General features: G+C 69.9%; 14 protein-coding genes. 12 read left to right on the plus strand and 2 right to left on the minus strand.

Features of this window, described 5'->3' with window-relative positions; all coding sequences use genetic code 11:
• Positions 1 to 12: 12 nt before the first annotated feature.
• Both ACT3UN_RS12765 and ACT3UN_RS12770 read right to left on the minus strand, forming a co-directional pair.
• On the minus strand, positions 13 to 1785 hold the full coding sequence (locus ACT3UN_RS12765) for an acyl-CoA dehydrogenase (protein WP_444657227.1): 1773 nt from the start codon (positions 1783 to 1785) through the stop codon (positions 13 to 15).
• A gap of 42 nt (positions 1786 to 1827) precedes the next feature.
• Complete coding sequence (locus ACT3UN_RS12770; protein ID WP_444657228.1) at positions 1828 to 2664, minus strand: SDR family NAD(P)-dependent oxidoreductase; 837 nt, start codon at positions 2662 to 2664, stop codon at positions 1828 to 1830.
• A 188-nt stretch (positions 2665 to 2852) separates the two neighbouring features.
• Between ACT3UN_RS12770 and ACT3UN_RS12775 the strand changes: the two genes are divergently transcribed.
• The 12 genes from ACT3UN_RS12775 (at position 2853) to ACT3UN_RS12830 (ending at position 23888) form a co-directional block, all read left to right on the plus strand.
• Positions 2853 to 4910 carry a glycosyltransferase gene (locus ACT3UN_RS12775; RefSeq protein WP_301441680.1) on the plus strand — a complete coding sequence of 686 codons (2058 nt, stop codon included), beginning with the start codon at positions 2853 to 2855 and terminating at the stop codon, positions 4908 to 4910.
• Positions 4907 to 5467, plus strand: coding sequence for a phosphatase PAP2 family protein (locus ACT3UN_RS12780; RefSeq protein ID WP_301441667.1), 561 nt, complete (start codon positions 4907 to 4909; stop codon positions 5465 to 5467). Before ACT3UN_RS12775 ends, ACT3UN_RS12780 begins: the two co-directional genes overlap by 4 nt.
• Positions 5464 to 6564 carry a decaprenyl-phosphate phosphoribosyltransferase gene (locus tag ACT3UN_RS12785; protein WP_301441666.1) on the plus strand — a complete coding sequence of 367 codons (1101 nt, stop codon included), beginning with the start codon at positions 5464 to 5466 and terminating at the stop codon, positions 6562 to 6564. The genes ACT3UN_RS12780 and ACT3UN_RS12785 overlap by 4 nt, the downstream gene beginning before the upstream one ends.
• Positions 6565 to 6736: 172 nt before the next feature.
• A complete protein-coding gene (locus tag ACT3UN_RS12790) occupies positions 6737 to 7786 on the plus strand; it encodes an alpha/beta hydrolase (protein ID WP_444657229.1) in 1050 nt (349 codons plus the stop codon).
• 195 nt (positions 7787 to 7981) lie between these two features.
• Positions 7982 to 8614: a PAQR family membrane homeostasis protein TrhA gene (gene trhA, locus ACT3UN_RS12795; protein ID WP_301441679.1), complete on the plus strand. Its 633-nt coding sequence runs from the start codon at positions 7982 to 7984 to the stop codon at positions 8612 to 8614.
• Positions 8615 to 8910: 296 nt separating this feature from the next.
• Positions 8911 to 10893, plus strand: coding sequence for an alpha/beta hydrolase-fold protein (locus ACT3UN_RS12800; protein ID WP_301441664.1), 1983 nt, complete (start codon positions 8911 to 8913; stop codon positions 10891 to 10893).
• A complete protein-coding gene (locus ACT3UN_RS12805; RefSeq protein WP_301441663.1) occupies positions 10890 to 11411 on the plus strand; it encodes a DUF732 domain-containing protein in 522 nt (173 codons plus the stop codon). Before ACT3UN_RS12800 ends, ACT3UN_RS12805 begins: the two co-directional genes overlap by 4 nt.
• Positions 11412 to 11761: 350 nt before the next feature.
• Positions 11762 to 14113, plus strand: a complete 2352-nt coding sequence (locus tag ACT3UN_RS12810; protein ID WP_444657230.1) for an alpha/beta hydrolase-fold protein — start codon at positions 11762 to 11764, stop codon at positions 14111 to 14113.
• Positions 14114 to 14182: 69 nt separating this feature from the next.
• Positions 14183 to 15127: a cutinase family protein gene (locus ACT3UN_RS12815; protein ID WP_301441661.1), complete on the plus strand. Its 945-nt coding sequence runs from the start codon at positions 14183 to 14185 to the stop codon at positions 15125 to 15127.
• Positions 15128 to 15204: 77 nt separating this feature from the next.
• Entirely contained in the window at positions 15205 to 17079 is a 1875-nt protein-coding gene (locus ACT3UN_RS12820; protein WP_301441660.1) for a FadD32-like long-chain-fatty-acid--AMP ligase, read from the plus strand.
• Between the two features lie 157 nt (positions 17080 to 17236).
• Positions 17237 to 22261, plus strand: a complete 5025-nt coding sequence (gene pks13 / locus ACT3UN_RS12825) for a polyketide synthase Pks13 (RefSeq protein WP_444657231.1) — start codon at positions 17237 to 17239, stop codon at positions 22259 to 22261.
• 10 nt (positions 22262 to 22271) lie between these two features.
• Positions 22272 to 23888 carry an acyl-CoA carboxylase subunit beta gene (locus ACT3UN_RS12830; RefSeq protein ID WP_444657232.1) on the plus strand — a complete coding sequence of 539 codons (1617 nt, stop codon included), beginning with the start codon at positions 22272 to 22274 and terminating at the stop codon, positions 23886 to 23888.
• Positions 23889 to 23951: the final 63 nt, after the last annotated feature.

A 23951-nucleotide genomic window follows, 5' to 3' on the forward strand; every position in this document is an offset into this window, starting at 1 on the left:
CGTCACACGGCGTCACAGATCAGCGCAGTCCAGTCCGGTGAACAGGGAGTCCGGGTGCGCGAGCCGGTCGAGCACCGGGTCGACGAGGGGGAGTTCGCGGGTGAAGAAGTACTCGGCGGCGGCCCGTTTGCCGGCCGCCAGCGGGGAGCCGGCCTCACGGGCGGCGTGTGCCATGTCCAGCCAGATCCAGGCGACCACGACGTGCCCGGTGACCTCGAGGTAGTCGGTCGCGTGGGCGAGTGCGGCTGAGGCGTCCCCGTCCTTCCGCAACGTCGCGGTGACCTCCACGAGGCGTGCGAGGCGGGCGGCGAGGGCGTCCGAGAACGCGGGGAAGGACGCCGCGGCGGCGTCCACCGTCGCGGTGATCGTCTCGGCGAGCAGGCGCAGGCCCGCGCCGTCCTGCATCACGACCTTGCGTCCGAGCAGGTCCTGGCCCTGGATTCCGTGCGTGCCCTCGTGGATGGGGTTGAGCCGGTTGTCGCGGTAGAACTGCTCCACGTTGTGGTCGCGGGTGTAGCCGGCACCGCCGAGGACCTGGATCGCCAGGTCGTTGGCGGCGGGCCCGTACTGGGAGGGGAAGCTCTTCACCACCGGGGTGAGCACGTCGAGCAGCAGGTCGAACCGTCGGCGTTGCTCACCGCTTGCGACGGTGGAGCGGTCCACCAGGTTCGCGGCGTAGAGGCACAGGGCCATGGACCCCTCCGCGTAGGCCTTCTGCGCCAGGAGCATGCGCTGGACGTCGGCGTGCTCGATGATCGGCACCTGCGGCCGGGCGGGGTCCTTCGCACCGACGGGCCGGCCCTGCGGGCGGTTGCGCGCGTAGTCCAGGGACTCCAGGTACCCGGTCATCGCCAGGGCGGCCGCGCCGGTGCCCACGCCGATGCGGGCCTCGTTCATCATGTGGAACATGTACTGCAGCCCGCGGTTCTCCTCGCCGACGAGGTAGCCGACCGCGCCCGCCGACCCGCCGGGGGAGTGCGTGCCGTCGCCGAAGTTGAGCAGGGTGTTGGTGGTGCCGCGGTAGCCCATCTTGTGGTTGAGGCCGGCGAGGGTCACGTCGTTGCGCTCGCCGTCCTTCAGGACCTTCGGGACGATGAAGAGGCTCAGTCCCTTCACCCCGGCTGCGCCGGTGCGGGCGAGGACGAGGTGGATGATGTTGTCGGTCATCTGGTGGTCGCCGCCGGAGATCCACATCTTCGTGCCGGTGAGGCGCCACGTACCGCTGTCGTCGTCGCGCCGGGCGCGGGTCGTCACGTCGGCCAGCGAGGAACCGGCGTGGGGCTCGGACAGGCACATGGTCCCGCTGAAGACTCCGGCGAGCTGCGGGTCGGCGTAGTCGGTCACCTGCTGCGGGGAGCCGTGGGCGATGATCAGGGCGGCGTTGGCCATGGTGAGCATGGGGTAGGCGGCGGTGGCGATGTTGGCGGCCTGGACCCAGGCGAAGCAGGCGCGGGACACGGTGAGCGGCAGGTCGACCCCGCCGTGCTCCTCCCCGAAGGACGCGGCGGCGAGGCCGGAGTCGGCGAAGGCGCGCAGTGCCGGGGCGATGGCCTCGTGGGTGTGGACGCTGCCGTCGCGGCTGGTGAACGTCGGCTCGTCGAGGTCGGAGGCCCGCATGTGCGGGCGGAAGGACGTTACCGCCAGCTCGCGGGAGGCGTCGAGCATCGCGTCGAAGGTGTCCCTGGAGTGCTCGGCGAACGGCGCGTGGTCGGTGAGTTCCTCGACACGCAGCCAGTCGTGGAGCAGGAAGGACAGGTCGTCGCGGGACAGGATCTCGGCGGTCATGTTTCCACCCTAAAGTACCGACGGGGATGTCGGTGCGGAAACCTACGGGCGCCCCACCCCGGTCAGCTCCGCGCTGCGCTCCCACAGCCCCTCCGCCAGTGCCGCGTCGTGGACCTGCGGATTCACCTTCGTGGCCAGCTTCCCGCGCTCGTGGTAGCCGCCAGGGGTGAAATCGGTGCCGGGCTCGCCCAGGGCCAGGTCGATGAGGAGGCGTGCACTGTCCTCGGGGCTGGTCATCAGCAGCTTCGAGACCACGGGGAGGTGGTAGACGATCTTCATGAGGCTGGAGGTGTCCGAGGCGAAACTGGTGCTGACAACGCCGGGGTGGAAGGCCACGGCGTTGACCTCGTCGCCGAACCGGCGGTCCAGTTCGCCGGTGAACAGGATGTTCTCCAGCTTGGCGTCGCCGTAGGCCTTGTTCGCGCTCCACTTCCCTGAATTGTCGAGGTCAGAGAGATCAAGGTCCCCGAAGAGGCGGGCGGCGATGCTGGCGGTCTGGATCACCGTGGCGTGCGACTCGCGTAGCCGCTCGAGCAGCAGGTTCGTCAGCAGGAACGGGGCCAGGTGGTTGACCTGGAACGTCTTGTCGTACCCGTCCTGCGTGGTCTCCTGCGAGAAGATGCCGCCGGCGTTGTTCGCCAGCACGTCGATGCGCGGGTAGGCGTCGAGCAGGTCGGACGCCAGGTCGCGCACCTGGTCGAGGTGCTGGAAGTCCGCCAGGTGGTAGGGGGCGTCCAGCTCGTCGGCGAGGGCGCGTGTCTTCTCCGGCGACCTGCCGACCAGGACGACCCGGTGGCCGGACGCCGCCAGGTGGCGCGCCGCTGCGGCGCCGATGCCGTCGCTGGCGCCGGTGATCACGATCGTTCTGCTGTCATTCATGCCCGCCCAGGCTACGCACCTGTACCCTCACCCGTATCTGCACCCGTGTCCCTGCCCGAACCCACAGAGGACTCACAGGCGTATGCAGCGTGCCCGACTACGTCCCTGCGGTGCTGATGGGGAATAATCGGCGGCGTACAACTGTCTAACGGAGGCCGGCGTAGAACTTCATGAGCGCAACCACTGAGATGAGCGACCAGTCCGGCGACCGGGCTGCCGTCGGGAGCGAGGATCGATACGACCCGCGGCGCCTCGCCCGGGTCATTCTGCCGAAGCGGGGTGAACCGCGGGACGTGCGTTCCCTCTACATCGTGGAGAACGAGCAGACCCCGGGGCGCGTCACCGCCCTGTCGCGCACGTCCGCCCGCATCCCCGCGGGCGAGGAGATCAGCTTCGAGAGCTACTTCAACGGGTTCCCCGCGTCCTACTGGCGCCGGTGGAGCCAGCTCGACGAGGTGCAGCTGCGCGTCGACCTCACCGGCGACGCGCGCATCGACATCTACCGCTCCAAGATCGACGGCTCGCGTATCGCCGTGACCGGCGGCATCGTGGAGGTCGACGAGGACGGCCGCGGTGTCGCGGAGTTCACCATGTCCCTGGACCCGTTCGAGGACGGCGGCTGGATCTGGTTCGACATCACCTGCGAGTCCGAGACCGTCATCCACAGCGCCGGCTGGTTCGCCACGAAGGACGCCGGGGAGCAGCGCGTGGTCTCCGACACCGTGGTGACCGATCCCGTCACCGGCGGGAAGAAGACGCTCAAGGCGGGAGACGTCCTGCCCGCCCCGGAGCCGCGCGTGACGATCGGCATCCCCACGTTCAACCGTCCGGCGGACGCCGTCGCCGCGTTGGAGGCGCTGTCGTCCGACCCGGTCGTCGACTCGGTCGTGGACACGCTGATCATGCCCGACCAGGGCACGAAGCACCCGAAGGACGAGCCGGGCTTCCCGGCGGTCGAGGAGCACTACGGCGACCGGCTGCGCATGCCGGTGCAGGGCAACCTCGGTGGCTCCGGCGGATACTCGCGCATCATGTACGAGGCGCGTCACCCGGAGCGCGGCACCGACAGCCCGTTCATCCTCTACATGGACGACGACATCGCCATCGAGCCGGACAGCGTGCTGCGCTCCCTGGCGGCGTCGCGCTACGCCACCTCGCCGATGCTGGTCGGCGGTCAGATGCTGAACCTGCAGGAGCGCAGCCACCTGCACACCATGGGCGAGATCATCGACCGTGGCAGCTTCATGTGGACCGCCGCCCCGCACACGCACTACGACCACGACTTCTACAACCACCCGCTGCGTGACCGCGGCGAGTACGGGGAGAACGCCTCCGGCGAGGCGGTCGACTCCAAGGACCTGCACCGCCGCATCGACGCCGACTACAACGGCTGGTGGATGTGCATGATCCCGCGCGTCGTCGCCGACACCATCGGCCAGCCCCTGCCGCTGTTCATCAAGTGGGACGACGGCGAGTTCGGCCTGCGCGCCCGCGACCACGGCTTCCCCACGGCGTCCTGGCCCGGCATTGCGATCTGGCACATGGCCTGGTCCGACAAGGACGACGCCATCGACTGGCAGGCCTACTTCCACCTGCGCAACCGGCTCATCGTCGCCGCCCTGCAGCACGAGGGCAGCCCGACGGGCATCATCACCTCGATGACGAAGGCCACCGCCAAGCACCTCATGTGCCTGGAGTACTCCACCGTGGCGATCCAGAACGAGGCGATGAAGGACTTCCTCGCCGGCCCGGACCAGCTCTTCGACATCCTCGATACCGCGCTGCCGCGCATCAACGCGCTGCGCAAGCAGTACCCGGACGCCGTCGTCGTGCCGTCCGCCGCGCAGCTGCCCGCCCCGGTGGGTGGACCGGCGAAGCTGACGGACATCCCGCTGTCGCCGTTCGCCAAGGTCTCGCGCCTGGCGAAGGTCGTGGCCAACAACCTGCGCCCGGCCGACCCGCACCACCACGAGGTGCCGCAGGTCAACCTGCCCCCGATCGAGGCCCGCTGGTTCTCCCTCGGCCGTCTCGACGGGGTCACCGTGACCACCGCCGACGGCCGTGGCGTGGTCTACCGCAAGCGCGACCGTGACAAGGCCCGTGACCTGGCCCGCGAGTCCGCGCGCCTGCAGAAGGAGGTGGCGACCCGCTTCGACGAGATGCGGCAGCGCTACCGCGTGGCACACCCCGAGCTGACCAGCGTGGACGCCTGGGCGAAGATCTTCGAGCCGGGGGAGACGTCATGACCTCTGCGGTCCGCTCCGAGGCGGACGTGCTCGTCGCCGTGCAGGACGCCGTCCTGAAGGCGCCGGCCGACCGTACCGTCCTCGCCACCGCCCGCGGGCTGAGCCACTTCGGCGAGCACGCGCTCGGCTGGTTCGCCCTCGCCGGCACCGGCGCAGCGGTCGCCGCCGTGCGCGGACGTAAGGACACGGCCGGCGCGACGGCCGGCGTGGCACCCTGGGTGGAGCTGGGCGTCTCGGCGTTCACCGCCCACGCGGCGTCCGTCGTCCTCAAGCGGGTCGTGCGACGCCGCCGGCCCTCGGACCCGCGCATCCGCGTCGGGGTGGCGACGCCGTCGCGGCTGAGCTTCCCCTCGTCACACGCCACGTCCACCGCCGCGGCGCTGACGTCGCTGACCCGGGTCACCGGGTCCCGGCTGCCGCTCGCCGGCGTGCCGGTGATGATGGCGTCCCGCCTGGTCCTCGGGGTGCACTACCCCACCGACGTCCTCGCCGGCGTCGCCCTCGGGGTGGCGACCGAGAAGGCCGTCCACCGAACTGCGAAGGAGATCAACCGATGACCCGACCCGGGACGGACCCCGAATTCGACCCCACCGAGTCCAACGACACCAACGAGCGTCCGGGGGAGCGTCAGGTGTTCATCGGGTCCGAACCGCACACCTCCGGGCTCGAGGAGCCGGCGGAGTGGGAGGACCAGACCTACGCCAAGGAGTCGACGGAGGACACCGGTGCCGGTACCGGCCACCGTGCCCCGCGCAACCTGCCCGAGGCGATGGTCAAGGCGCTGCGCCCCAAGCAGTGGGTGAAGAACGTCCTCGTCGTCGCTGCGCCCGCGGCCGCCGGCGGTGACCTGCTCTTCCAGGGGCGGGTGATCACCGACATCATCATCGCCTTCGTCGTGTTCTGCCTCGGCGCCTCGTCGATCTACCTGGTCAACGACGCCAAGGACGTGGAGTCCGACCGTCAGCACCCCACGAAGCGCTACCGGCCGATCGCCGCGGGCGTGCTTCCGGTGGGCCTGGCCTACGCCATGGCGGTGGTGCTCATCGTCGCCGCCATCGGGTTGAGCTTCCTGGCGTCCAACGGCGGCTCGCTGGCGATCGTCATCGCCATCTACATCGGGCTGCAGCTGGGCTACTGCTTCGGCTGGAAGCACCAGCCGGTCATCGACATCGCGCTGGTGTCCTCCGGGTTCATGCTGCGCGCCATGGCCGGTGGCGTGGCCGCGAGCATCGACCTGTCCCAGTGGTTCCTGCTGGTCGCCGCGTTCGGTTCGCTGTTCATGGCCGCCGGCAAGCGGTACGCGGAGCTCAAGCTGTCGCTGCGCTCGGGCGCGAAGATCCGCAAGTCGCTGGAGAGCTACACTCCGACCTACCTGCGGTTCGTGTGGACGCTGTCCGCCACGGCCGTGGTGCTGGCCTACGCCCTGTGGGGCTTCGACATGAGCCAGCAGCACCCGGGTCACGCCTCGGTCTGGTACCAGGTCTCCATGGTGCCCTTCACCGTGGCGATCCTGCGCTACGCCGCGGACGTCGACCGGGGCGAGGGTGGTGCACCGGACGAGATCGCACTGAGCGACAGGACGCTGCAGGCCCTTGCGCTGCTGTGGGTCGCCACGATCGCGGTGGCCGTGTACGTGATTCCGGCCGTTACCTAGGGGCCTGTCGAACCTGGCATCCCGCTGGCCCGTCCCTGGCGTAACGCTTGGGGCGGGCTTGACGATATTCTTGGCGGAAAAGATCACTGTTTGGTAACGTCCGGTTCGTTGACTAGAGACGACCTGCACGACCCTGACGACGCTGACTGAACAACCGCAAGTAAAGGAAAACATGACGACTGCCACCGGAAAGCACCGGTCCGCGACCGGCTCGCTGGGCCGCAAGATCATGGCCCTGATCGTCGCGATCGGCACCGCCTTCGGCTTGGCCGCCGTCGTGGCCCCGACTGCCTCGGCAGACGAGCGGGCGACGCTGGGACCGCGCTGTACCTGGGCGAACTACAACTACTACGTCCAGAACTGCTGGTTCTGGTCGGCGTCGATGAACCAGGACATCCAGGTCCAGATCAAGCGCTCGAACAGCCAGGCCGCGATGTACCTGCTCGACGGGCTGCGTGCCCGTGACGACTGGAACGCCTGGACCTACCAGGGCCACGCCCCGGAGATGTTCGTCAACGACGACGTCAACGTGGTCATGCCCGTCGGTGGCGCCTCCCAGTTCTACTCGGACTGGATCGGCCCGTTCAACGGTTCCACCACCCCGAAGAAGCCGCGTTGGGAGACCTTCCTCACCAGTGAGCTGCCCGCGCAGCTGGCGCAGAACTTCAACATCAGCCGCACCAACAACGCGCTGGTGGGCCTGTCGATGGGCGGTACCGCGGCGATCAACCTCGCCTCGCGTCACCGTGACCAGTTCAAGCAGGTCACCTCGCTGTCCGGCTACCTGAACACCACAGCCCCGGGCATGTACATGGCCCTGCAGTTCGCCATGAACGAGGGCTCGCGCGGCGCGAACATCTGGGACATGTGGGGTCACCCGCTGCACCCGATGCGTTTCGCCAACGACCCGCTGCTCAACGCGCCGAAGCTGTCCGGCATGCCGGTGTACATCTCCGCGGCGGCCGGCATCCCCGGCCCGCGCGACGACTTCATGGCCAACCCGGTCGGCGGTATCGCCGGTATCGGCCTGGAGTGGGGCTCCCGCGGATCCACCGCCACCTTCGAGCTCGCCGCCCGCGCCTCCGGCGCGAACGTGACGGCCAGCTACCCCACGGTCGGCGTCCACAACTGGACGCTGTGGACCCCGGAGCTGCAGAAGGCCCGCACGTCGATCCTCGACGCGCTGAACGTCTGCTACCGCGCCGGCCAGGTCGTCTGCTGACCTGACTGAGAGCCTGACTGAAGCAGTGCCCCCACGGCCCGGGAGATGATCACCATCTCCCGGGCCGTAGGCATACACTCGGCGAGTATGGAAACAGAAGAGAACCAACCGGGGCAGCAGGGGGAGCGGGCGCACGTCGGGCACAGTGGGAACGGTCGCCGGCTCACGGCGGTGGACCGCGGTGCGCGGCCCTTCATGCGGGGACGGCTCCACGAGAACGCCGCCTGGTACTTCGGGGGAACCGGGACGGCCCTGACCGCCGCCGCATTCATGCTGCACGGTAATGCCGCGCTGTCCTGGATCACCGCGCTGTACTCGCTGTGCCTGATCGCGCTCTTCGCGGTGTCCGCGCTCTACCACCGTGCCCCGTGGCGCAGCGAGGCCACCGTGCAGGCGTGGCGTCGGGCGGACCACTCGATGATCGCCATCTTCATCGCCGGCACCTACGGTCCCATCGCCGTGTTCGCCTTCGACTCCTGGTCGGACGGGCTGTGGATCCTTCCGGTCTGCTGGGTGCTGGCGATCGGCGCGGTGGCGATGAACATCTTCTGGATCGGCCACCCGCGCTGGCTGGACGTGGTCGTCTACCTGGCGTTGGGGTGGCTGGCGGTGCTGAAGCTCGGGGGCTTCGTGGAGTCGATCCCGGTGGTGCCGGGGATCCTCATCGTGGTCGGCGGGCTGGTCTACTCCGCCGGGGCGGTGGTGTACGGCCGGCAGCGTCCCAACCCCTCGGTGCGCTGGTTCGGTTTCCACGAGGTGTTCCACGCCGCGACGATCGTGGCCGGGGGACTGCACCACATCGCGATCTGGATCCTCGTTCTGTCCTGAAGGCTGTGCGGGGGTGTGGTGGGGTGTTAGACTCCGTGGAGAAACTAAGTCTCAAGTAAAACTTCAAGGTTCTGGCGTGTTGTCCGGGGCATTTCGCGTCCCGGTTGCCATAATTGCCGGTGTTGCCGTCGCCCTCCGTCCGTCCTCCGTACCGGGGCCGGGCCGCGGTGGCGGGCACCGGTTTTCGACCGGACGTCGGCAGTGGGCGGGGAACCCGCTGCCGGTGCACCGGTCACTCCACAGCCGATGCCGCCGTGACCGTCGAGACGTACCTACGAAGGAAGAACGCCACCACCATGAGTAACGCTGCGAACACCCGCACCGGGAAGTCCCTCGCCCGCCGCCCCTCGTCCCGTGGGGCTTCACGGCGCGTCGGTGCCGCCATCCTGGCGGTGCCGCTCTCGGTGGCCCTGGCGCTGCCCCTCGCCGCGCCTGCCGCGGCGCAGGGCGGCAGCCTCGGCGGCCTCGGCAACTACCTCGACCCGGACGACGTGCCGGAGCGTCCTACGCAGGAGACCACCGACCAGGACCTGCCGGGACTGCCCGACGGCGTGGACGTCGACCGCGTCGAGTGGCTGTCCGACCGGTGGGCGAACGTCTACATCAACACCCCGTCGATGCCCGGCGAGCCGGTGCTGGTGCAGATCCTCCTGGCCCGCGACTGGTACAGCCAGCCCGACCGCGACTTCCCGTCCGTGTGGGCGCTGGACGGCCTGCGCGCCCGCGACGACGAGTCCGGCTGGACCCTGTCGACCAACATCCAGCAGTTCTACGCCGACAAGAACGTCAACGTGATCATGCCCGTCGGCGGCGCATCGTCCTTCTACACCGACTGGGAGGAGGACCCCGAGGACGGCACCACCTACAACTGGGAGACCTTCCTGACCCAGGAGCTGCCCGCGGTGCTGCGTGAAGGCTGGCGCACCACCGAGCAGCGTGCCATCACCGGCATCTCCATGGGTGGTACCGCCGCGGTGAACCTCGCGCAGCGCCACCCGGAGCTCTTCCAGTTCGTCGGTTCCTTCTCCGGTTACCTCGACACCACCTCGCCCGGTGTGCCGCAGGCCATCAACTTCGCCACCAACGAGGGCAACGGCTACGACGCGCAGCGCATGTGGGGATCCTACGGCTCCGAGCGCTGGAACGAGAACGACCCCAAGCAGCACGTCGACCAGCTCAAGGACATGACGGTCTACGTCTCCGCCGGCAACGGCAACGCCGGTCCCTACGACCAGCAGGGGCCGATCCCCGGCTACCCGGCCAACCCGGCGGCCTTCGGCCTGGAGGCGATGTCGCGGATGACCACGCAGACCTTCGCCAACGCAGCCAACCGCGCCGACGTGGACGTGGTCACCAAGTACCGCAGCTCCGGCACCCACGACTGGCCCTACTGGCAGTACGAGATGACCCAGGCCTGGCCGTACATCGCCCAGACCTTCGGGCTGTCCGACGAGGACCGTGGCGCCAACTGCGCCGCCGTGGGACGCATCGCCGAGGCAGAGAAGCGCCAGCGCAGCCAGAACCTGGGGACCTGCACCACCAACGAGTACGACGCCGCGAACGGCGGCAAGGTGCAGGACTTCCGCAACGGCCGCATCTACTGGAAGAAGGACGCCGAGAAGGCCTGGGCCAGCTGGGGCCGCATCGGTGCCCGCTACTCCGAGATGGGCGGTGCCGGCAGCTGGCTGGGCTACCCCACCGGCGAGGAGCAGACCGGACTGAAGGACGGCGGCATCCTGCAGCGCTTCGAGAACGGCATCATCTACTGGACGCCGCAGACCGGTGCCGTCGCGGTGAAGAACGACATCGTCGACGCCTGGGGTGCCACCAAGTGGGAGAGCGGCGCCTTCGGCTACCCGGTCTCCGCCGTGGAGACCGTCAAGGACGGTGCCGCCCAGCAGTTCCAGAACGGTGTCGCCGTGCGTGACAAGTCCGGCAAGGTCCGCATGATCGAGGGGCAGATCGGTTCGAAGTACGTCGAGGCCGGCGGCCCCGACGACTCCGGACTCGGCTTCCCGACCTCCGAGGAGATCAAGATCAAGGGTGGCGCGTTCACCCAGTTCGAGCACGGCAACATCTACTGGTCCGCCTCCACCGGTGCGCACATCATCCGCTACGGCTCGATCTTCGACGCCTGGGGCGAGGAGAAGTGGGAGCAGGGTCGCTTCGGCTTCCCGGTCGAGGACCAGCAGTCCATCGACGCCGGCGGCGAGGTCGTGAAGTTCCAGAACGGTGAGATCCGCGAGGTCAACGGCAACGTCGAGAAGGATCCGCGATGAGCATCCCGATGAAGCGGTTCGGCGCTGCGGCGTCTGCACTGCTGCTCGCCGGCACCCTGGCCGCCTGCGGCGGCGACTCCACGGTCGACAGTGACGACGACACGCAGACCAACGTCCCCAGCGTGAGTTCGTCCGCCTCGTCATCGGCGTCACCGTCCTCGTCGGACGCACCGACGTCCGCCGCGCCGGACACCGGCTCCGGCTCCGGCGACTCCCCGCGCGACGGGGAGGTCAACGAGGTCGAGGAGCCGGGTGGCGAGGTCGCACCCCGGACCGACGAGGACGACGCCTTCCTCTCCCAGATCAAGGACAACGGCATCGACGTGGAGGATTCGGCGATCCAGGACCAGGTCATCGCCGCCGCCCGTGAGCAGTGCCTGGCGAACGAGGAGGGGCGCGACGGGTTCGCCGTGCCGATGATCGCCGGCCAGCTCGAGGTGCAGGAGCTCACCGACGTGTCCGCCGAGGATGCCCAGCGCATCATCACCGAGGCCGCGGAGAACCACTACTGCGGCTGACCCGCGCAGGGGAAGGGGCCCGGAGAAGTGCTACCACTTCTCCGGGCCCTTTCGCGGTATACCCGCAGGTCGCTGAAAAGCAGACCCGGAAAAAGTGGTAACACTTCTCGACATGCGGAGACGGGGGCACCCGCAGGGTGTCCTGCGTCACTTTTTAAGTGATATCTATATTACCGTGTATCGGTTTCTGGGGCCCGGCGATAAGGCAGGGGTTGTACCGACGTTTCCATCCAAGGAGAACCCCAGTGTCCCATCGCCCATCGCGGCATGCCCGGGTAACCGGCACGTTGCTGGCCTGTGCCCTCATCTTCACGCCGCTGGCACCGGCATCCGCCGAAGAGACCGGCCAAGTGACCGCCCAAGATATGGCCCAGGAAGCGGCCCAGGAAGCCGCCCAGGACGATTCGGGGGTCTCCCCGGAGGCCGCCGCGGCCGCCGAGGCGGCCACGGACACCGCCCCGGAGAACTCCCCGCTGGCGTTCATGGACCCCGGTGCCGCCCCCGAGCGCGAGCCGCTGTCGGTCACCGAGCAGGACCTGCCGGGACTGCCGGACGGTGTCTCGGTGGAGAAGGTCGAGTGGATCACCGACCGGTGGGTGAAGCTCCACATCAACTCCGCCGCCATGCCGGGGGAGACGGTGAAGGTGCAGGTCCACCTGGCGCGCGACTGGTACAGCTCCCCGGAGAAGACCTTCCCCTCGGTCTGGCAGCTCGGCCCGCTCTACAGCAGCGAGGACGAGAGCGCCTGGTCCTACGCCACCGACGCCGTCCGGTTCTACGCGGACAAGAACGTGAACCTGGTGCTGCCGATCGGCGGCGGCGGGTCGTTCTTCACCGACTGGCAGTCGGCGGACGGCGGCAAGAGCTTCAAGTGGGAGACCTTCCTCACCAAGGAGCTGCCGCCGATCCTGGAGCAGGGCTGGCGCACCAACGACCGCCGCGCGGTCAGCGGGCTGTCGATGGGCGCGACCGGCGCAATGGTGCTCGCCGGACGCAACGCGGAGATGTTCGACTTCGCGGCGTCCTTCTCCGGCTACCTGGACACCTCGTCGCCGTTGATGCCGCGCGCGTTCGGCATGATCACCGAGCAGGCCGGCTACGACGCCCGCAAGATGTGGGGCAACTACTACTCGCCGGAGTGGTTCACCCACGACCCGAAACTGCTGGTCGGCAACTTCCGTCGCGCGGGGACCACCGTCTACGTGGCCGCCGGCAACGGTCTGGCCGGCGCGTGGGACGCCCAGGGCGACATCCCGGGCAGCGCGGCGGACATCAACTCCGGTGCGATGGAGGCGGCGTCGCGGGTGACCAGCCAGACGTTCGTGAACTTCGCCAACCTCGCCGGGGTGAAGACCGTGACGAAGTTCCGTCCGAATGGCACACACACCTGGCCGTACTGGGAGTACGAGATGAAGCAGGCGTGGCCGTACATGGCGGACGCCCTGGGGCTCGACGAGTCCGACACCTCTGTGCAGTGCGAGGCCGAGGGTGCCTTCGCCGAGGCGGTGGAGCGTTACCGCACGAACAAGAACAACTACGACCTCGGCGACTGCATCAGCGAGGTCTACGAGATCAGGAACGAGGACGGAAAGGTCACCGGTACCGCCCAGGACTTCCGTGGCGGTGTGGTCTACCTGAAGGACGGCGCGGACGAGGAGACCGGTGCGGTGGCCACCTGGGGCCGCACCGGCGCGAAGTACCGCGAACTCGGCGGCCCGAACTCCTGGCTCGGCTACCCGGTGGAGCCGGACTCCTGGGCCCGCGACGGTGGCGCGTGGGCGCAGTTCGAGCACGGCTTCATCTACTGGTCGCAGGTGCAGGACGGCAAGGGCCCGGTGACCGTGGCCCAGGACGTGGTCGACAAGTGGAGCGCCACGAACTGGGAGTACGGCGCGTGGGGTTACCCGGTCGCCCCGGAGGAGGACATCACCGTCGCCGGACGCACCGGCCAGGTCCAGCGCTTCGAGAACGGTGCGGCGCTGCGCACCCCGGACGGGGACGTGCACCTGCTGCACGGTGCGATCGCCGCGCGTTACCTCGGTACGGACGCCACGAGCGTCGCCCAGCGTGAGGAGCTGGGCTTCCCGACCGGTGACCACAGCGCCACGCACGTGCCCGGCTACTTCACCGACTTCGACAACGGGGTCATCTACTGGTCCCAGGAGTACGGCACGGCGCTGATCCGTCACGGCGCGCTCTTCGACGCCTACCGCCGGGAGGACTTCGAGCGGGGACGCTACGGCTTCCTCACCGGCGACGAGACCGTCGCGTCGGACGGCTCGCGTCGCGCCGACTTCACCGGCGGCACCCTGTTCACCGTCGGTGGCGCCGACGGCGGGAACACCGTCTACACCCTGCCGAACCGTGCGATCGCCGAGCGCTACGACGAGCTGGACGGCCCGGACGGGCTCCTCGGCCTGCCGGACATGGACCGCACGCCCGGTGACACCGCGGCGTCGCCGGAGGGCACCCGCGGACAGTTCCGCGACTTCGAGCACGGGGTGCTCTACACCTCGGACAAGGGCACCTTCGTGATCCGCCACGGCGCACTGTTCGACGCCTACCGTGCCCAGGGGTACGAGGGCGGCGAGCTCGGCTTCATCACCGGCGACTACACCGGGCACGCCGACGGCTCGGCCTCGGTGGAGTTCGAGGGCGGCACGCTGGTGCAGGATCCCGACGGCACCGTGCACCGGAGCTGACGCGTACTCACGCGAGCTGCCCACCACCTGGCAGAGCGCTGCCAGGAAAACGGGGTACTCTGACTGCCCATGAGAAAGTTCCTCACCATCGCGGCGGTCATCGTCCTCGCCGTCGTCCTGGTCGTCAGCATCGGTTCGTGGCTCTCCCGCGAAGCCGGCGGCCCAGGCTCCGACAACACCGCCGAGCCGGACGCCACCCGCACCACCGACCCGGAGCAGCCGGCGTCCTGCCCGGACTACCAGCTGTTCGCCGCGCCGGGCACCTGGGAGTCCTCCGCGGACGACGACCCGATCCACCCGACGTCGCACCCCAACTCGCTGCTGCTCAACGTCACCCAGCCGTTGCAGGAGGAGTTCGGCGACGGTGTCGACGGGGGCCAGCTCAAGAGCTGGACGCTGCCCTACGCCGCACAGTTCCGCAACATCCAGGCGCTGCGCGAGATGTCCTACGACGACTCCCGCAACCAGGGGTACGCCGCGCTCGAGGCCGAGATGACGGCCGTCAACGAGCAGTGCCCGGCCACCCGCATGATCATGGTCGGGTTCAGCCAGGGTGCGGTGCTCACCGGCGACCTGGCCACCGCCATCGGCAACGGCCAGTCCAGCGTGCCGGCGGACGCCGTCGCCGGCGTCGCGTTGATCGCCGACGGTCGTCGGGAGGACGGCAAGGGTGAGCTCGTCGGCAGCCCCGACGCCACCGGTATCGGCGCGGAGATCGCGCTCAGCCCCGTCAGCGCCCTGGTCAGCCCCATCGTCCCGGGAGCGTCGATGCGCGGTGCACGCCCGCAGGACTTCGGTGCCCTCCAGGACAGCACGCTGCAGTTCTGCGCCCCGGCCGACCTGGTGTGCAGTGCGCCGCGGGACATCGGCAACGCGGTGCAGCGTGCCAACGACCTCATCGACGCCAACAAGGTGCACGCGGAGTACTCCAGCAACGGCACCGTCGTCGACGGCGGCACCGTACCGCAGTGGATCAACAACTGGGTCGGCGACATCATCGCCGAAGGGCGGTAATTGTCACGGGAGACGTCCCGGGGACGATAGGATTCATTGCGGAAAGCAATCCGACAGACAGTAACGAGGGAGACCTGATGGACATCAGCGACGCGATGGCGCAGTTCTACGACGACAAGGGCGAGATCGCCATCCCGGACCAGCTCTCGCTCTCCGCCATGTGCGAGATGCTGTTCACCATGGCCCAGATGGAGGGGACGGTCGACACCCCGCTGATCACCTTCCACGACTTCGCCTCCGGTGCCGAGGGGGAGACCGTCACCTGGACGCGCGCGGAGGTCAACACCCGCGTCAAGGCGGTCTGCGTACGCCTGCAGCAGGTCACCGAGCGTGGGGACCGGGTGGCGATCCTGGCCAACAACAGCCCGGAGTACCTCTTCGGCTTCATGGGCGCGCTCTACGCCGGCACGGTCCCGGTGCCGCTCTACGACCCCACCGAGCCCGGTCACGCCGACCACCTCGCCGCCGTCCTGGACTCGTCCACGCCCACCGTGGTGCTCACGAACAAGACCTCCGCCGGCCACGTGCGCAGCCACTTCGCCGCGCTGCCGTCCTCCGAGCGTCCCCGCGTGCTCACCATCGACGCCCTGCCTGACTCGCTCGCCGAGGAGTGGCAGAACCCGATGATGGCGCTGATGGAGCACCCGGAGCTGGCGCCGAACGCCGGCGACGCGGCGTTCCTGCAGTACACCTCCGGTTCCACCCGCACCCCGGCCGGCGTGGTGCTGACCCACCGCAGCATCGTGACCAACGTGCTGCAGGTCTTCCAGGCCGGCCAGCTGCAGATGCCGATGCGCCTGGTCAACTGGCTGCCCTTCCACCACGACATGGGCATCATCCTGTCGTCCTTCGTGCTGATCCTGGGCATCCCGCAGGACATCATGGCCCCGCGCGACTTCATCCAGGACCCGGGTCGCTGGATCGGCCAGCTCGCCGACCGCGGCGACGGCGTGAACGTGTACACCGGTGTCCCGAACTTCGCCCTGGAGCTCGCCTCGCGTTACGCCGACCCGGCCAAGCGCGCGGACCTGGCGGACATCGACCTCAGCCACGTCGAGGGCATCATCAACGGTGCCGAGGCCGTGAGCCTGCAGTCCGTGGACCGCTTCTGCGACGTCTTCGAGCCGGCCGGGTTCCGCCGCTCCACGATGCGCCCGTCCTACGGTCTGGCCGAGGCGACCGTCTTCGTGACCACCCCGCAGACCGAGGACCGCCCGAAGCTGCGCGTCTTCGACCGCGAGAAGCTCGCCGAGGGTCAGGCCGTGGAGGTCGCCGACGACGCCGAGAACGCCGTGCCGATCATGAGCGTCGGCGAGCCCGGCCCGTCCCTGTTCATGGCCATCGTCGACCCCACCTCCGGTGAGGAGCTCGCCGAGGGCACCGTGGGCGAGGTGTGGCTCAACGGCGGCAACATCGCCGCCGGCTACCTCGAGCGCGAGGACGACACCACCGAGACCTTCCGCAACTCCCTGCCGGCGGCCAACCGTCTCTCCGACGGCTCGGCCGTCCAGGACGCCCCGCAGGACGACTGGCTGCGCACCGGTGACCTGGCGGTCGTCGTCGACGGCCAGCTCTACATCACCGGCCGCATCAAGGACCTCGTCGTCGTCGCCGGACGCAACCACTACCCGCAGGACATCGAGGCCACCGCCGCCGACGCCACGCAGGGCCACGTCCTGCCCGGCGTGCTCGCCGCCTTCGCGGTGAGCGGTGCGGGCAGCGACTCGGGCTCCGAGGAGCTCGTCCTCGTCGCCGAGCGTGACCCGGAGGCACCCGCGTCCGGTGACGCGGAGGCCGTGGCGTCCATCCGCCAGGCCGTCACCGCCACCCACGGTGTGACGCCCGCGGACATCCGCATCGTGGACCAGGGGACGATCCCCCGGTCCTCGGCGAACAAGATCGCCCGCCGCGTGTGCGCCACCGCCTACCTGGACGGCCGCTTCGACCGGTAGTGACCGGTCCCCGCCGTCACCGTCGACTAGAGTGGTTGACGTCCTTTTTGTAGCGTGGCGACGGCCACCGTCGATTGCATGTTGACGGTGGCCGTCGTGCCCGTTCAGGCCGCCCCTCCCAACCGTCCACCATGAAACAAGGATGATCGTCCCCGATATGACTGAAACGTCTGATCTCTCCGGTCCCGAGAACTCTCCCGCTGCACCGGCCGTACCGAGCACCCCGGCAGGGATGCGCGCCTGGCTGCGCGACTGGGTCCAGGCCACCACCGGCCTGGACGCCGCTGAGATCACCGACGACCGGCAGATGGAGGAGTTCGGGCTGTCCAGCCGCGACGTGGTGGTGCTGTCCGGCGAGCTGGAGCGCCTCACCGGCGTGCCCCTGGACGCCACGGTGGCCTACGAGTACAACACCATCGCCACACTGGCCGGGTTCGTCCTCGCCGGTGGCACGCGTACCGGACGCGGCGTCGCGGGAGGACGCACCGCGCACGGCGGCGGTGCCGGTGGTGCCGGTGCCGGTCTGGAGCCGGAGGACCGGCAGATCGCCGTGGTGGGCATGGCCGGGCGCTACCCGGGCGCGGACGGTGTCGACGGCATGTGGCGCATGTTCGAGCAGGGCCGCAGCGGCGTCGGCGAGCTCCCGGAGGGGCGCTGGAGCGAGTACGACGACGACCCGGAGATGTCCCGGCGCATGGCCGAGGCCGTGCTCACCGGCGGCTACATCGACGACATCGCCTCCTTCGACGCGGAGTTCTTCGGGATCTCCCCGGTCGAGGCGGCGAACATGGACCCGCAGCAGCGCATCCTGCTGTCGCTGACGTGGGAGGCGCTGGAGGACGCCGGCATCCCGGCCAACACCCTGCGCGGCACGGACGTGGGCGTGTTCATGGGCACCACGAACAACGACTACGGCATGCTGATCAGCGCCGACCCGTCCGAGGCGCACCCGTACGCGCTGACCGGCAACTCCAGCGCGATCATCGCCAACCGCATCTCCTACGCCTTCGACTTCCGCGGCCCCTCGGTCGCGATGGACACGGCCTGCTCGGCGTCGCTGGTGGCCATCCACCAGGCGGTGCGCGCCCTGCGAGACGGGGAGGCCTCCGTGGCCGTCACCGGCGGCGTGAACCTGCTGGCCAGCCCCTTCGCCACCATCGCCTTCTCCGAGCTCGGCGTGCTGAGCCCGACGGGCGGCATCCGCGCGTTCTCCGAGGACGCCGACGGCATCGTGCGCTCCGACGGCGCCGGTGTCGTGGTGCTCAAGCGTCTGTCGGACGCCCGCCGCGACGGCGACGACGTGCTCGCCGTGATCGCCGGTTCCGCGGTGAACCAGGACGGCCGGTCCAACGGGCTGACCGCCCCGAACCCGGAGGCGCAGGCCGCGGTGCTCGCCGCCGCCTACGCCGACGCCGGCATCGACCCGTCCCAGGTGGACTACGTGGAGGCCCACGGCACCGGCACGATCCTCGGCGACCCGATCGAGGCGGGCGCCCTCGGCCAGGTCCTCGGCGCCGGTCGCGACGTGGCCTCGCCGCTGCTGCTCGGTTCGGCGAAGACGAACTTCGGCCACACCGAGGCGGCCGCGGGTGTCGCCGGGGTGATCAAGGTGGTCTCCGGCATGCGGCGCGGCGTCCTGCCGCCGACGGTGAACTTCACCGGCCCCAACCCCTACATCGACTTCGACCGCGAGCACCTGGAGGTCGTGGAGGACCCGCGCGAGTGGCCGGAGTACTCCGGCGCAGCGGTCGCCGGCGTCTCCGGGTTCGGCTTCGGCGGCACCAACGCCCACGTCGTGCTCGTCGCGCCGGAGGGCGCGGCACCGGCGGCGCGGGACGTCCCCGAACGTCCCGACGTGATCGACTGGGCCGGCGTCCAGGAGTACGGCGGCGAGGAGTCGGACGGTGACCCGGCGGGACGCGCGCTGCCGCGTCTGCTCCCGGTCTCCGGGCTGCTGCCCTCGCGGCGTCGGACCGCCGCGGCGGACATCGCGTCCTGGCTGGGGGAGACCGGCAGGGCCGGCAACGCCGTGCTCGCCGGTGCCGCCGGGGTGCTCGGCGAGCGCAACCACGGCCGCTCGCGCGGTGTGGTCCTCGCCCACGACACCGACGAGGCCGTCGCCGGGCTGACCCGCCTGGCCGAGGGGCGCAAGGGCGCGGGCATCTCCGTCGCCGACAGCCCCGAGCGCGAGGGCGCGGTGTGGGTGTTCTCCGGTTTCGGCTCCCAGCACCGCAAGATGGGCAAGGAGCTGCTCACCCTGTCGCCGCTGTTCGCCCAGCGTCTCGACGACGTCGACGAGGTCGTGCAGCAGGAGGCCGGCTACTCCGTGGTCGAGATGATCCGGGACGACGCGCAGAACTTCACCACCGAGACCGCCCAGGTCGGCATCACCGCCATCCAGATCGCCCTGACCGACCTGATGACCGCCCTGGGGCTGCGTCCCGCGGCGATCGTGGGCCAGTCGATGGGCGAGATCGCCGGCGCCTACGCCGCCGGCGGGCTGTCCATGGAGGACGCCGTGACCATCGCCTGCCACCGTGCGCGGTTGATGGGCGAGGGCGAGAAGCTGCTGCCCGAGGACAAGCAGGGCGCGATGGCCGTGATCGAGCTCGGCGTGGAGGACCTGGTGGAGTTCCAGAAGGAGAACCCGCAGTTCGCCGCCGTGGAGCCGGCGGTGTACGCCGCCCCGGGCATGACCACGGTCGGCGGGCCCGCCCAGCCGGTCGCGGACCTGGTGGCCCACCTGGAGGGCGAGGGCAAGTTCGCCCGCATGCTCAAGGTCAAGGGCGCCGGGCACACCAGCATGCTCGACCCGATCCTCGGTGAGCTCCACGCGGAGATCGCCGGGATCACCCCGCTCCCGATCCACACCCCGGTGTACAGCAGCGTGGACCGCGGCGTGGTCTACCAGCCGGGCGACACCGTGCACGACGCGGACTACTTCCTGCGCTGCACCCGCTACTCGGTGTGGCTGTCGGACGCCACCGGACGGCTCTTCGACGAGGGCTTCCGCACCTTCGTGGAGTTCTCCCCGAACCCGGTCGCGCTGATGCCGATGATGAACACCGCCTTCGCCCACGACGCCGGCGAGTCCAGCCTGATGTACCTGCTCAAGCGCAAGGAGCCCAGCGTGGACACGCTGCTGGCCACCGTCGCCGAGCTCTACGTGCGTGGCGGCGAGGTCGACTTCCGTCGCCTGAACTCCTCCGACGGGCGCCCGCTGCGCCGTGGGCGCGCGGTGTCCGGCATCCCCGGGGTGCACTGGAACCTGCAGCGCTACTGGACCGCGGCGCGTCCCGGCGGCGGGTCGGTGCGCGGGGTGCCGGGGCGCCGGGTGGCGCTGCCGGACGGACGGACCGCGTTCGCCGTCGCCGCCGCGGAGGTTCCCAGCGTGGACGCCGTCGCCGAGGCCGCCGCGCGAGCGGTCGTGCCGGACGCCGTGCTCGCCGCGGTGGAGACCTACGGCTCCCTGCCGACCGAGGGTGAGGTGACCACCCTGGTGGCACGTACCCTCGGCGGGCTGAGTGTGCAGGTCTACGCCATGGACGGTGCAGACGAGTCGCGCCTGGCCGGTGAGGCCTTCGCCGCGTCGCCGGCGGGCGGCATGGCGGCCGGTGTCGCCGGGGCCGCTGGCGCCGCCGGTGCGTCCTCCGCGACGCCGCAGACGGAGCCGGCCGCAGGCCAGGTGTCCGGCGCCCGCAACGCCCTGCCGTCGGTGGACACCGACTCCGAGCGGTGGACCCCGGAGTCCGGGCAGAGCGTGGCAGACCGGCTGCGCAGCATCGTGTCGGAGTCGATGGGCTACGACGTCGACGACCTTCCCGGTGAGCTGCCGCTGATCGACCTGGGCCTGGACTCGCTGATGGGCATGCGGATCAAGAACCGGGTGGAGTACGACTTCGACCTGCCGTCGCTGAACGTGCAGGCCCTGCGCGACGGCTCGGTCGACGAGGTCATCTCCCTGGTCGAGCAGATGGTGCAGGAGAAGCTCGACGGCGTGACGCACACGCCGGCCGCTGAGGGTGCCGAGACTGCCGCCGACGCCGCACCGGCAGCCGAGGCCGCCGAGGCAGCCGACTCCCAGGGTGTCGGCGTCGCCCCGCGTGACGCCTCCGAGCGCATGGTCTTCGGCACGTGGGCCTCGCTCACCGGTGCCGCCCCGGCCGGCGTCACCAGCGCACTGCCGCAGGTCGACGCCGACACCGCCGCGGCGATCGCCGCCCGGCTGAGCGAACGCTCCGGCGCGGAGATCAGCGCCACCCAGGTCGCCGAGGCCGGCACCCTGGAACCGCTGGCCAACCTGGTGCGCGCCGTCTTCGAGACCGCGGTGGACGGCAACATCCGTGTACTGCGTGCCCGCCCCGAGGGGTCGGACAGCCCGGCGGTCTTCGTCTTCCACCCCGCCGGCGGGTCCAGCGTGGTGTACGAGCCGCTGACCAGGCGTCTGCCCGCCGACGTGCCGGTCTACGGTGTGGAGCGTCTGGAGGGCACGCTGGATGAGCGGGCCGACGCCTACGTCGCCGACATCACCGAACTGGCCGACGGCCGTCCGGTCGTCCTCGGCGGGTGGAGCTTCGGTGGCGCGCTGGCCTTCGAGGTCGCCCACCGCCTGGAGAAGGCCGGTGAGGTCACCGTGGGCCACCTGGAGCTGCTCGACCTGGTGCGTCCGGCGAACCCGGCCCCGGACACCACCGAGGAGATGCACGCGCGCTGGGACCGCTACGCCGCCTTCGCCGCGAAGACCTACGGTATCGAGCTGCCCGTCCCGCACGACCTGCTCGAGGCCCAGGGTGAGGAGGCGCTCATCGGCATGATGAGCATGTTCCTGCAGAACACCGACGCCTCCTCGCACGGTCTGGCCGCCGGCGTTCTGGAGCACCAGCGCGCCAGCTTCGTGGACACCCGCATCCTCAACACCCTCGACTTCGAACGCTGGGCCGAGGTCTCCGCCCCGGTCACGCTGTACAAGTCCGAGGGTATGCACGAGGGCGCGATCGAACTCGAGCCGTCCTTCGCCGACATCCCCGCCGACGGCGGCTGGGACGGCGTGGTCGACGACCTGGAGCTCGTCCAGCTCGCCGGCGACCACCTGGCCGTGCCGGACGAACCGTCCATCGGCATCGTCGGTGCACGGATCACCGAGCACCTGCGCGACATCCCCCAGCGGAACCAGGTGCGCTAGCGTGGGATCCATGACAGGAACACCCGAAGACCCCTGGTTCGGCGACGCGGACGTCGCCGCGCAACGCACCGCACCGGGAACCGGCAGGTCCACCGCCGAGAAGCTGGACGACCTGCACTCCCGCCTCGAGGAGGCGCAGGACCCGGGCAGCGAGCGTGCACGCCAGAAACGCGACGAGGAAGGACGCACCACCCCGCGCCAGCGCATCGACGCGCTGCTCGACGAGGGGTCGTTCACCGAGATCGGAGCCCTGGGGCGCACCCCGGGTGTGCCGGACGCGCCCTACGGTGACGGCGTGGTCACCGGCTACGGCCGGGTCGACGGGCGTCCCGTCGCCGTCTACGCCCACGACAAGACCGTCTACGGCGGCTCGGTGGGCGAGACCTTCGGCAAGAAGGTCTGCGAGGTCATGGACATGGCCACCCGCATCGGCTGCCCGGTCATCGGCATCAACGACTCCGGCGGAGCCCGCATCCAGGACGCCGTGATGTCCCTGGCGATGTACTCCGAGCTCTCCCGGCGTCAGCTGCCGCTGTCCGGCCAGTCGCCGCAGATCTCGATCCTGCTGGGCAACTGTGCCGGTGGCGCGGTGTACGCCCCGGCGACCACCGACTTCCTGGTGGCCGTGGAGGACCAGACGACGATGTTCGTCACCGGCCCGCAGATCATCGAGTCGGTGACCGGCGAGAAGATCAGCATGCAGGACCTCGGCGGCGCCCGCGTGCAGGCCGCCAACGGCAACATCAGCTACGTCGGCAGCGACGAGGACGACGCCTTCGGTTACGTCCGCGAACTGCTCGCCCACCTGCCCAGCAGCGCCTTCGAGGCGACGCCGCAGGTGCCTGCCCCGTCGGACGCACCGAGCGAGCGCGACGCCGAGCTCGTCGACCTCATCCCGGACGATCCGAACTCCGGCTACGACATGATGGAGATGCTCAGCCGCATCTTCGACGACGAGGACGTGCTGGAGGTCCAGCCGGACTACGGGCAGAACGTGATCACCGCCTACGCCCGCATCGACGGCCGCCCGGTCGGCGTGGTCGCCAACCAGCCGATGTCGCTGGCCGGCTGCCTGGACGCCGAGGCGGCGGACAAGGCGGCACGGTTCATCCGCATCTGCGACGCCTACAACATCCCCCTGGTCTTCGTGGTCGACACCCCGGGCTACCTGCCGGGCGCCGAGCAGGAGAAGCTGGGGCTGATCCACCGTGGCGCCCGGCTGGGCTTCGCGATGGTGGAGGCCACGGTCCCGAAGGTGACCGTGGTGGTGCGCAAGGCCTTCGGCGGCGGCTACGCGGTGATGGGCTCGAAGAACCTCGGTGCCGACGTGAACCTGGCGTGGCCGACCGCGCAGATCGCCGTGATGGGTGCCGAGGGCGCCGCGGTGATGATCCAGGGCCGTCAGCTCGCCGCCATGCCGGAGGAGCAGCGCCCGATGGCGAAGAAGATGTTCATGGACTTCTACAACGCCAACATGACCAGCCCGTACGTGGCGGCGGAGCGTGGCTACGTCGACGAGATCATCGACCCGGCGCAGACGCGCCTGCGGTTGCGCCAGTCGCTGCGGTTGCTGCGCGACAAGCAGGTGCTCGAGCCGGAGAAGAAGCACACGATCATGCCGATGTGATCCTCGCGTGCCCGGTGTCGTCCCCCCGGGTACCAAGTTGGGGGGGGGGGGGGGTGGTTTTGG

This window comes from Corynebacterium sp. AOP12-C2-36 (genome assembly GCF_052379185.1).
In the GTDB taxonomy this organism is placed as follows: Bacteria; Actinomycetota; Actinomycetes; order Mycobacteriales; family Mycobacteriaceae; genus Corynebacterium.

Bases quoted from the DNA above. Each gene is read 5' to 3' on its own strand.
- ACT3UN_RS12790 (WP_444657229.1), top strand. From the start codon at position 6,737: ATGACGACTGCCACCGGAAAGCACCGGTCCGCGACCGGCTCGCTGGGC.
- ACT3UN_RS12785 (WP_301441666.1), top strand. From the start codon at position 5,464: ATGACCCGACCCGGGACGGACCCCGAATTCGACCCCACCGAGTCCAAC.
- ACT3UN_RS12780 (WP_301441667.1), top strand. From the start codon at position 4,907: ATGACCTCTGCGGTCCGCTCCGAGGCGGACGTGCTCGTCGCCGTGCAG.
- ACT3UN_RS12815 (WP_301441661.1), top strand. From the start codon at position 14,183: ATGAGAAAGTTCCTCACCATCGCGGCGGTCATCGTCCTCGCCGTCGTC.
- ACT3UN_RS12820 (WP_301441660.1), top strand. From the start codon at position 15,205: ATGGACATCAGCGACGCGATGGCGCAGTTCTACGACGACAAGGGCGAG.
- ACT3UN_RS12830 (WP_444657232.1), top strand. From the start codon at position 22,272: ATGACAGGAACACCCGAAGACCCCTGGTTCGGCGACGCGGACGTCGCC.
- trhA (WP_301441679.1), top strand. From the start codon at position 7,982: ATGCGGGGACGGCTCCACGAGAACGCCGCCTGGTACTTCGGGGGAACC.
- pks13 (WP_444657231.1), top strand. From the start codon at position 17,237: ATGACTGAAACGTCTGATCTCTCCGGTCCCGAGAACTCTCCCGCTGCA.
- ACT3UN_RS12775 (WP_301441680.1), top strand. From the start codon at position 2,853: ATGAGCGACCAGTCCGGCGACCGGGCTGCCGTCGGGAGCGAGGATCGA.
- ACT3UN_RS12765 (WP_444657227.1), bottom strand. From the start codon at position 1,785: ATGACCGCCGAGATCCTGTCCCGCGACGACCTGTCCTTCCTGCTCCAC.
- ACT3UN_RS12770 (WP_444657228.1), bottom strand. From the start codon at position 2,664: ATGAATGACAGCAGAACGATCGTGATCACCGGCGCCAGCGACGGCATC.
- ACT3UN_RS12800 (WP_301441664.1), top strand. From the start codon at position 8,911: ATGAGTAACGCTGCGAACACCCGCACCGGGAAGTCCCTCGCCCGCCGC.
- ACT3UN_RS12805 (WP_301441663.1), top strand. From the start codon at position 10,890: ATGAGCATCCCGATGAAGCGGTTCGGCGCTGCGGCGTCTGCACTGCTG.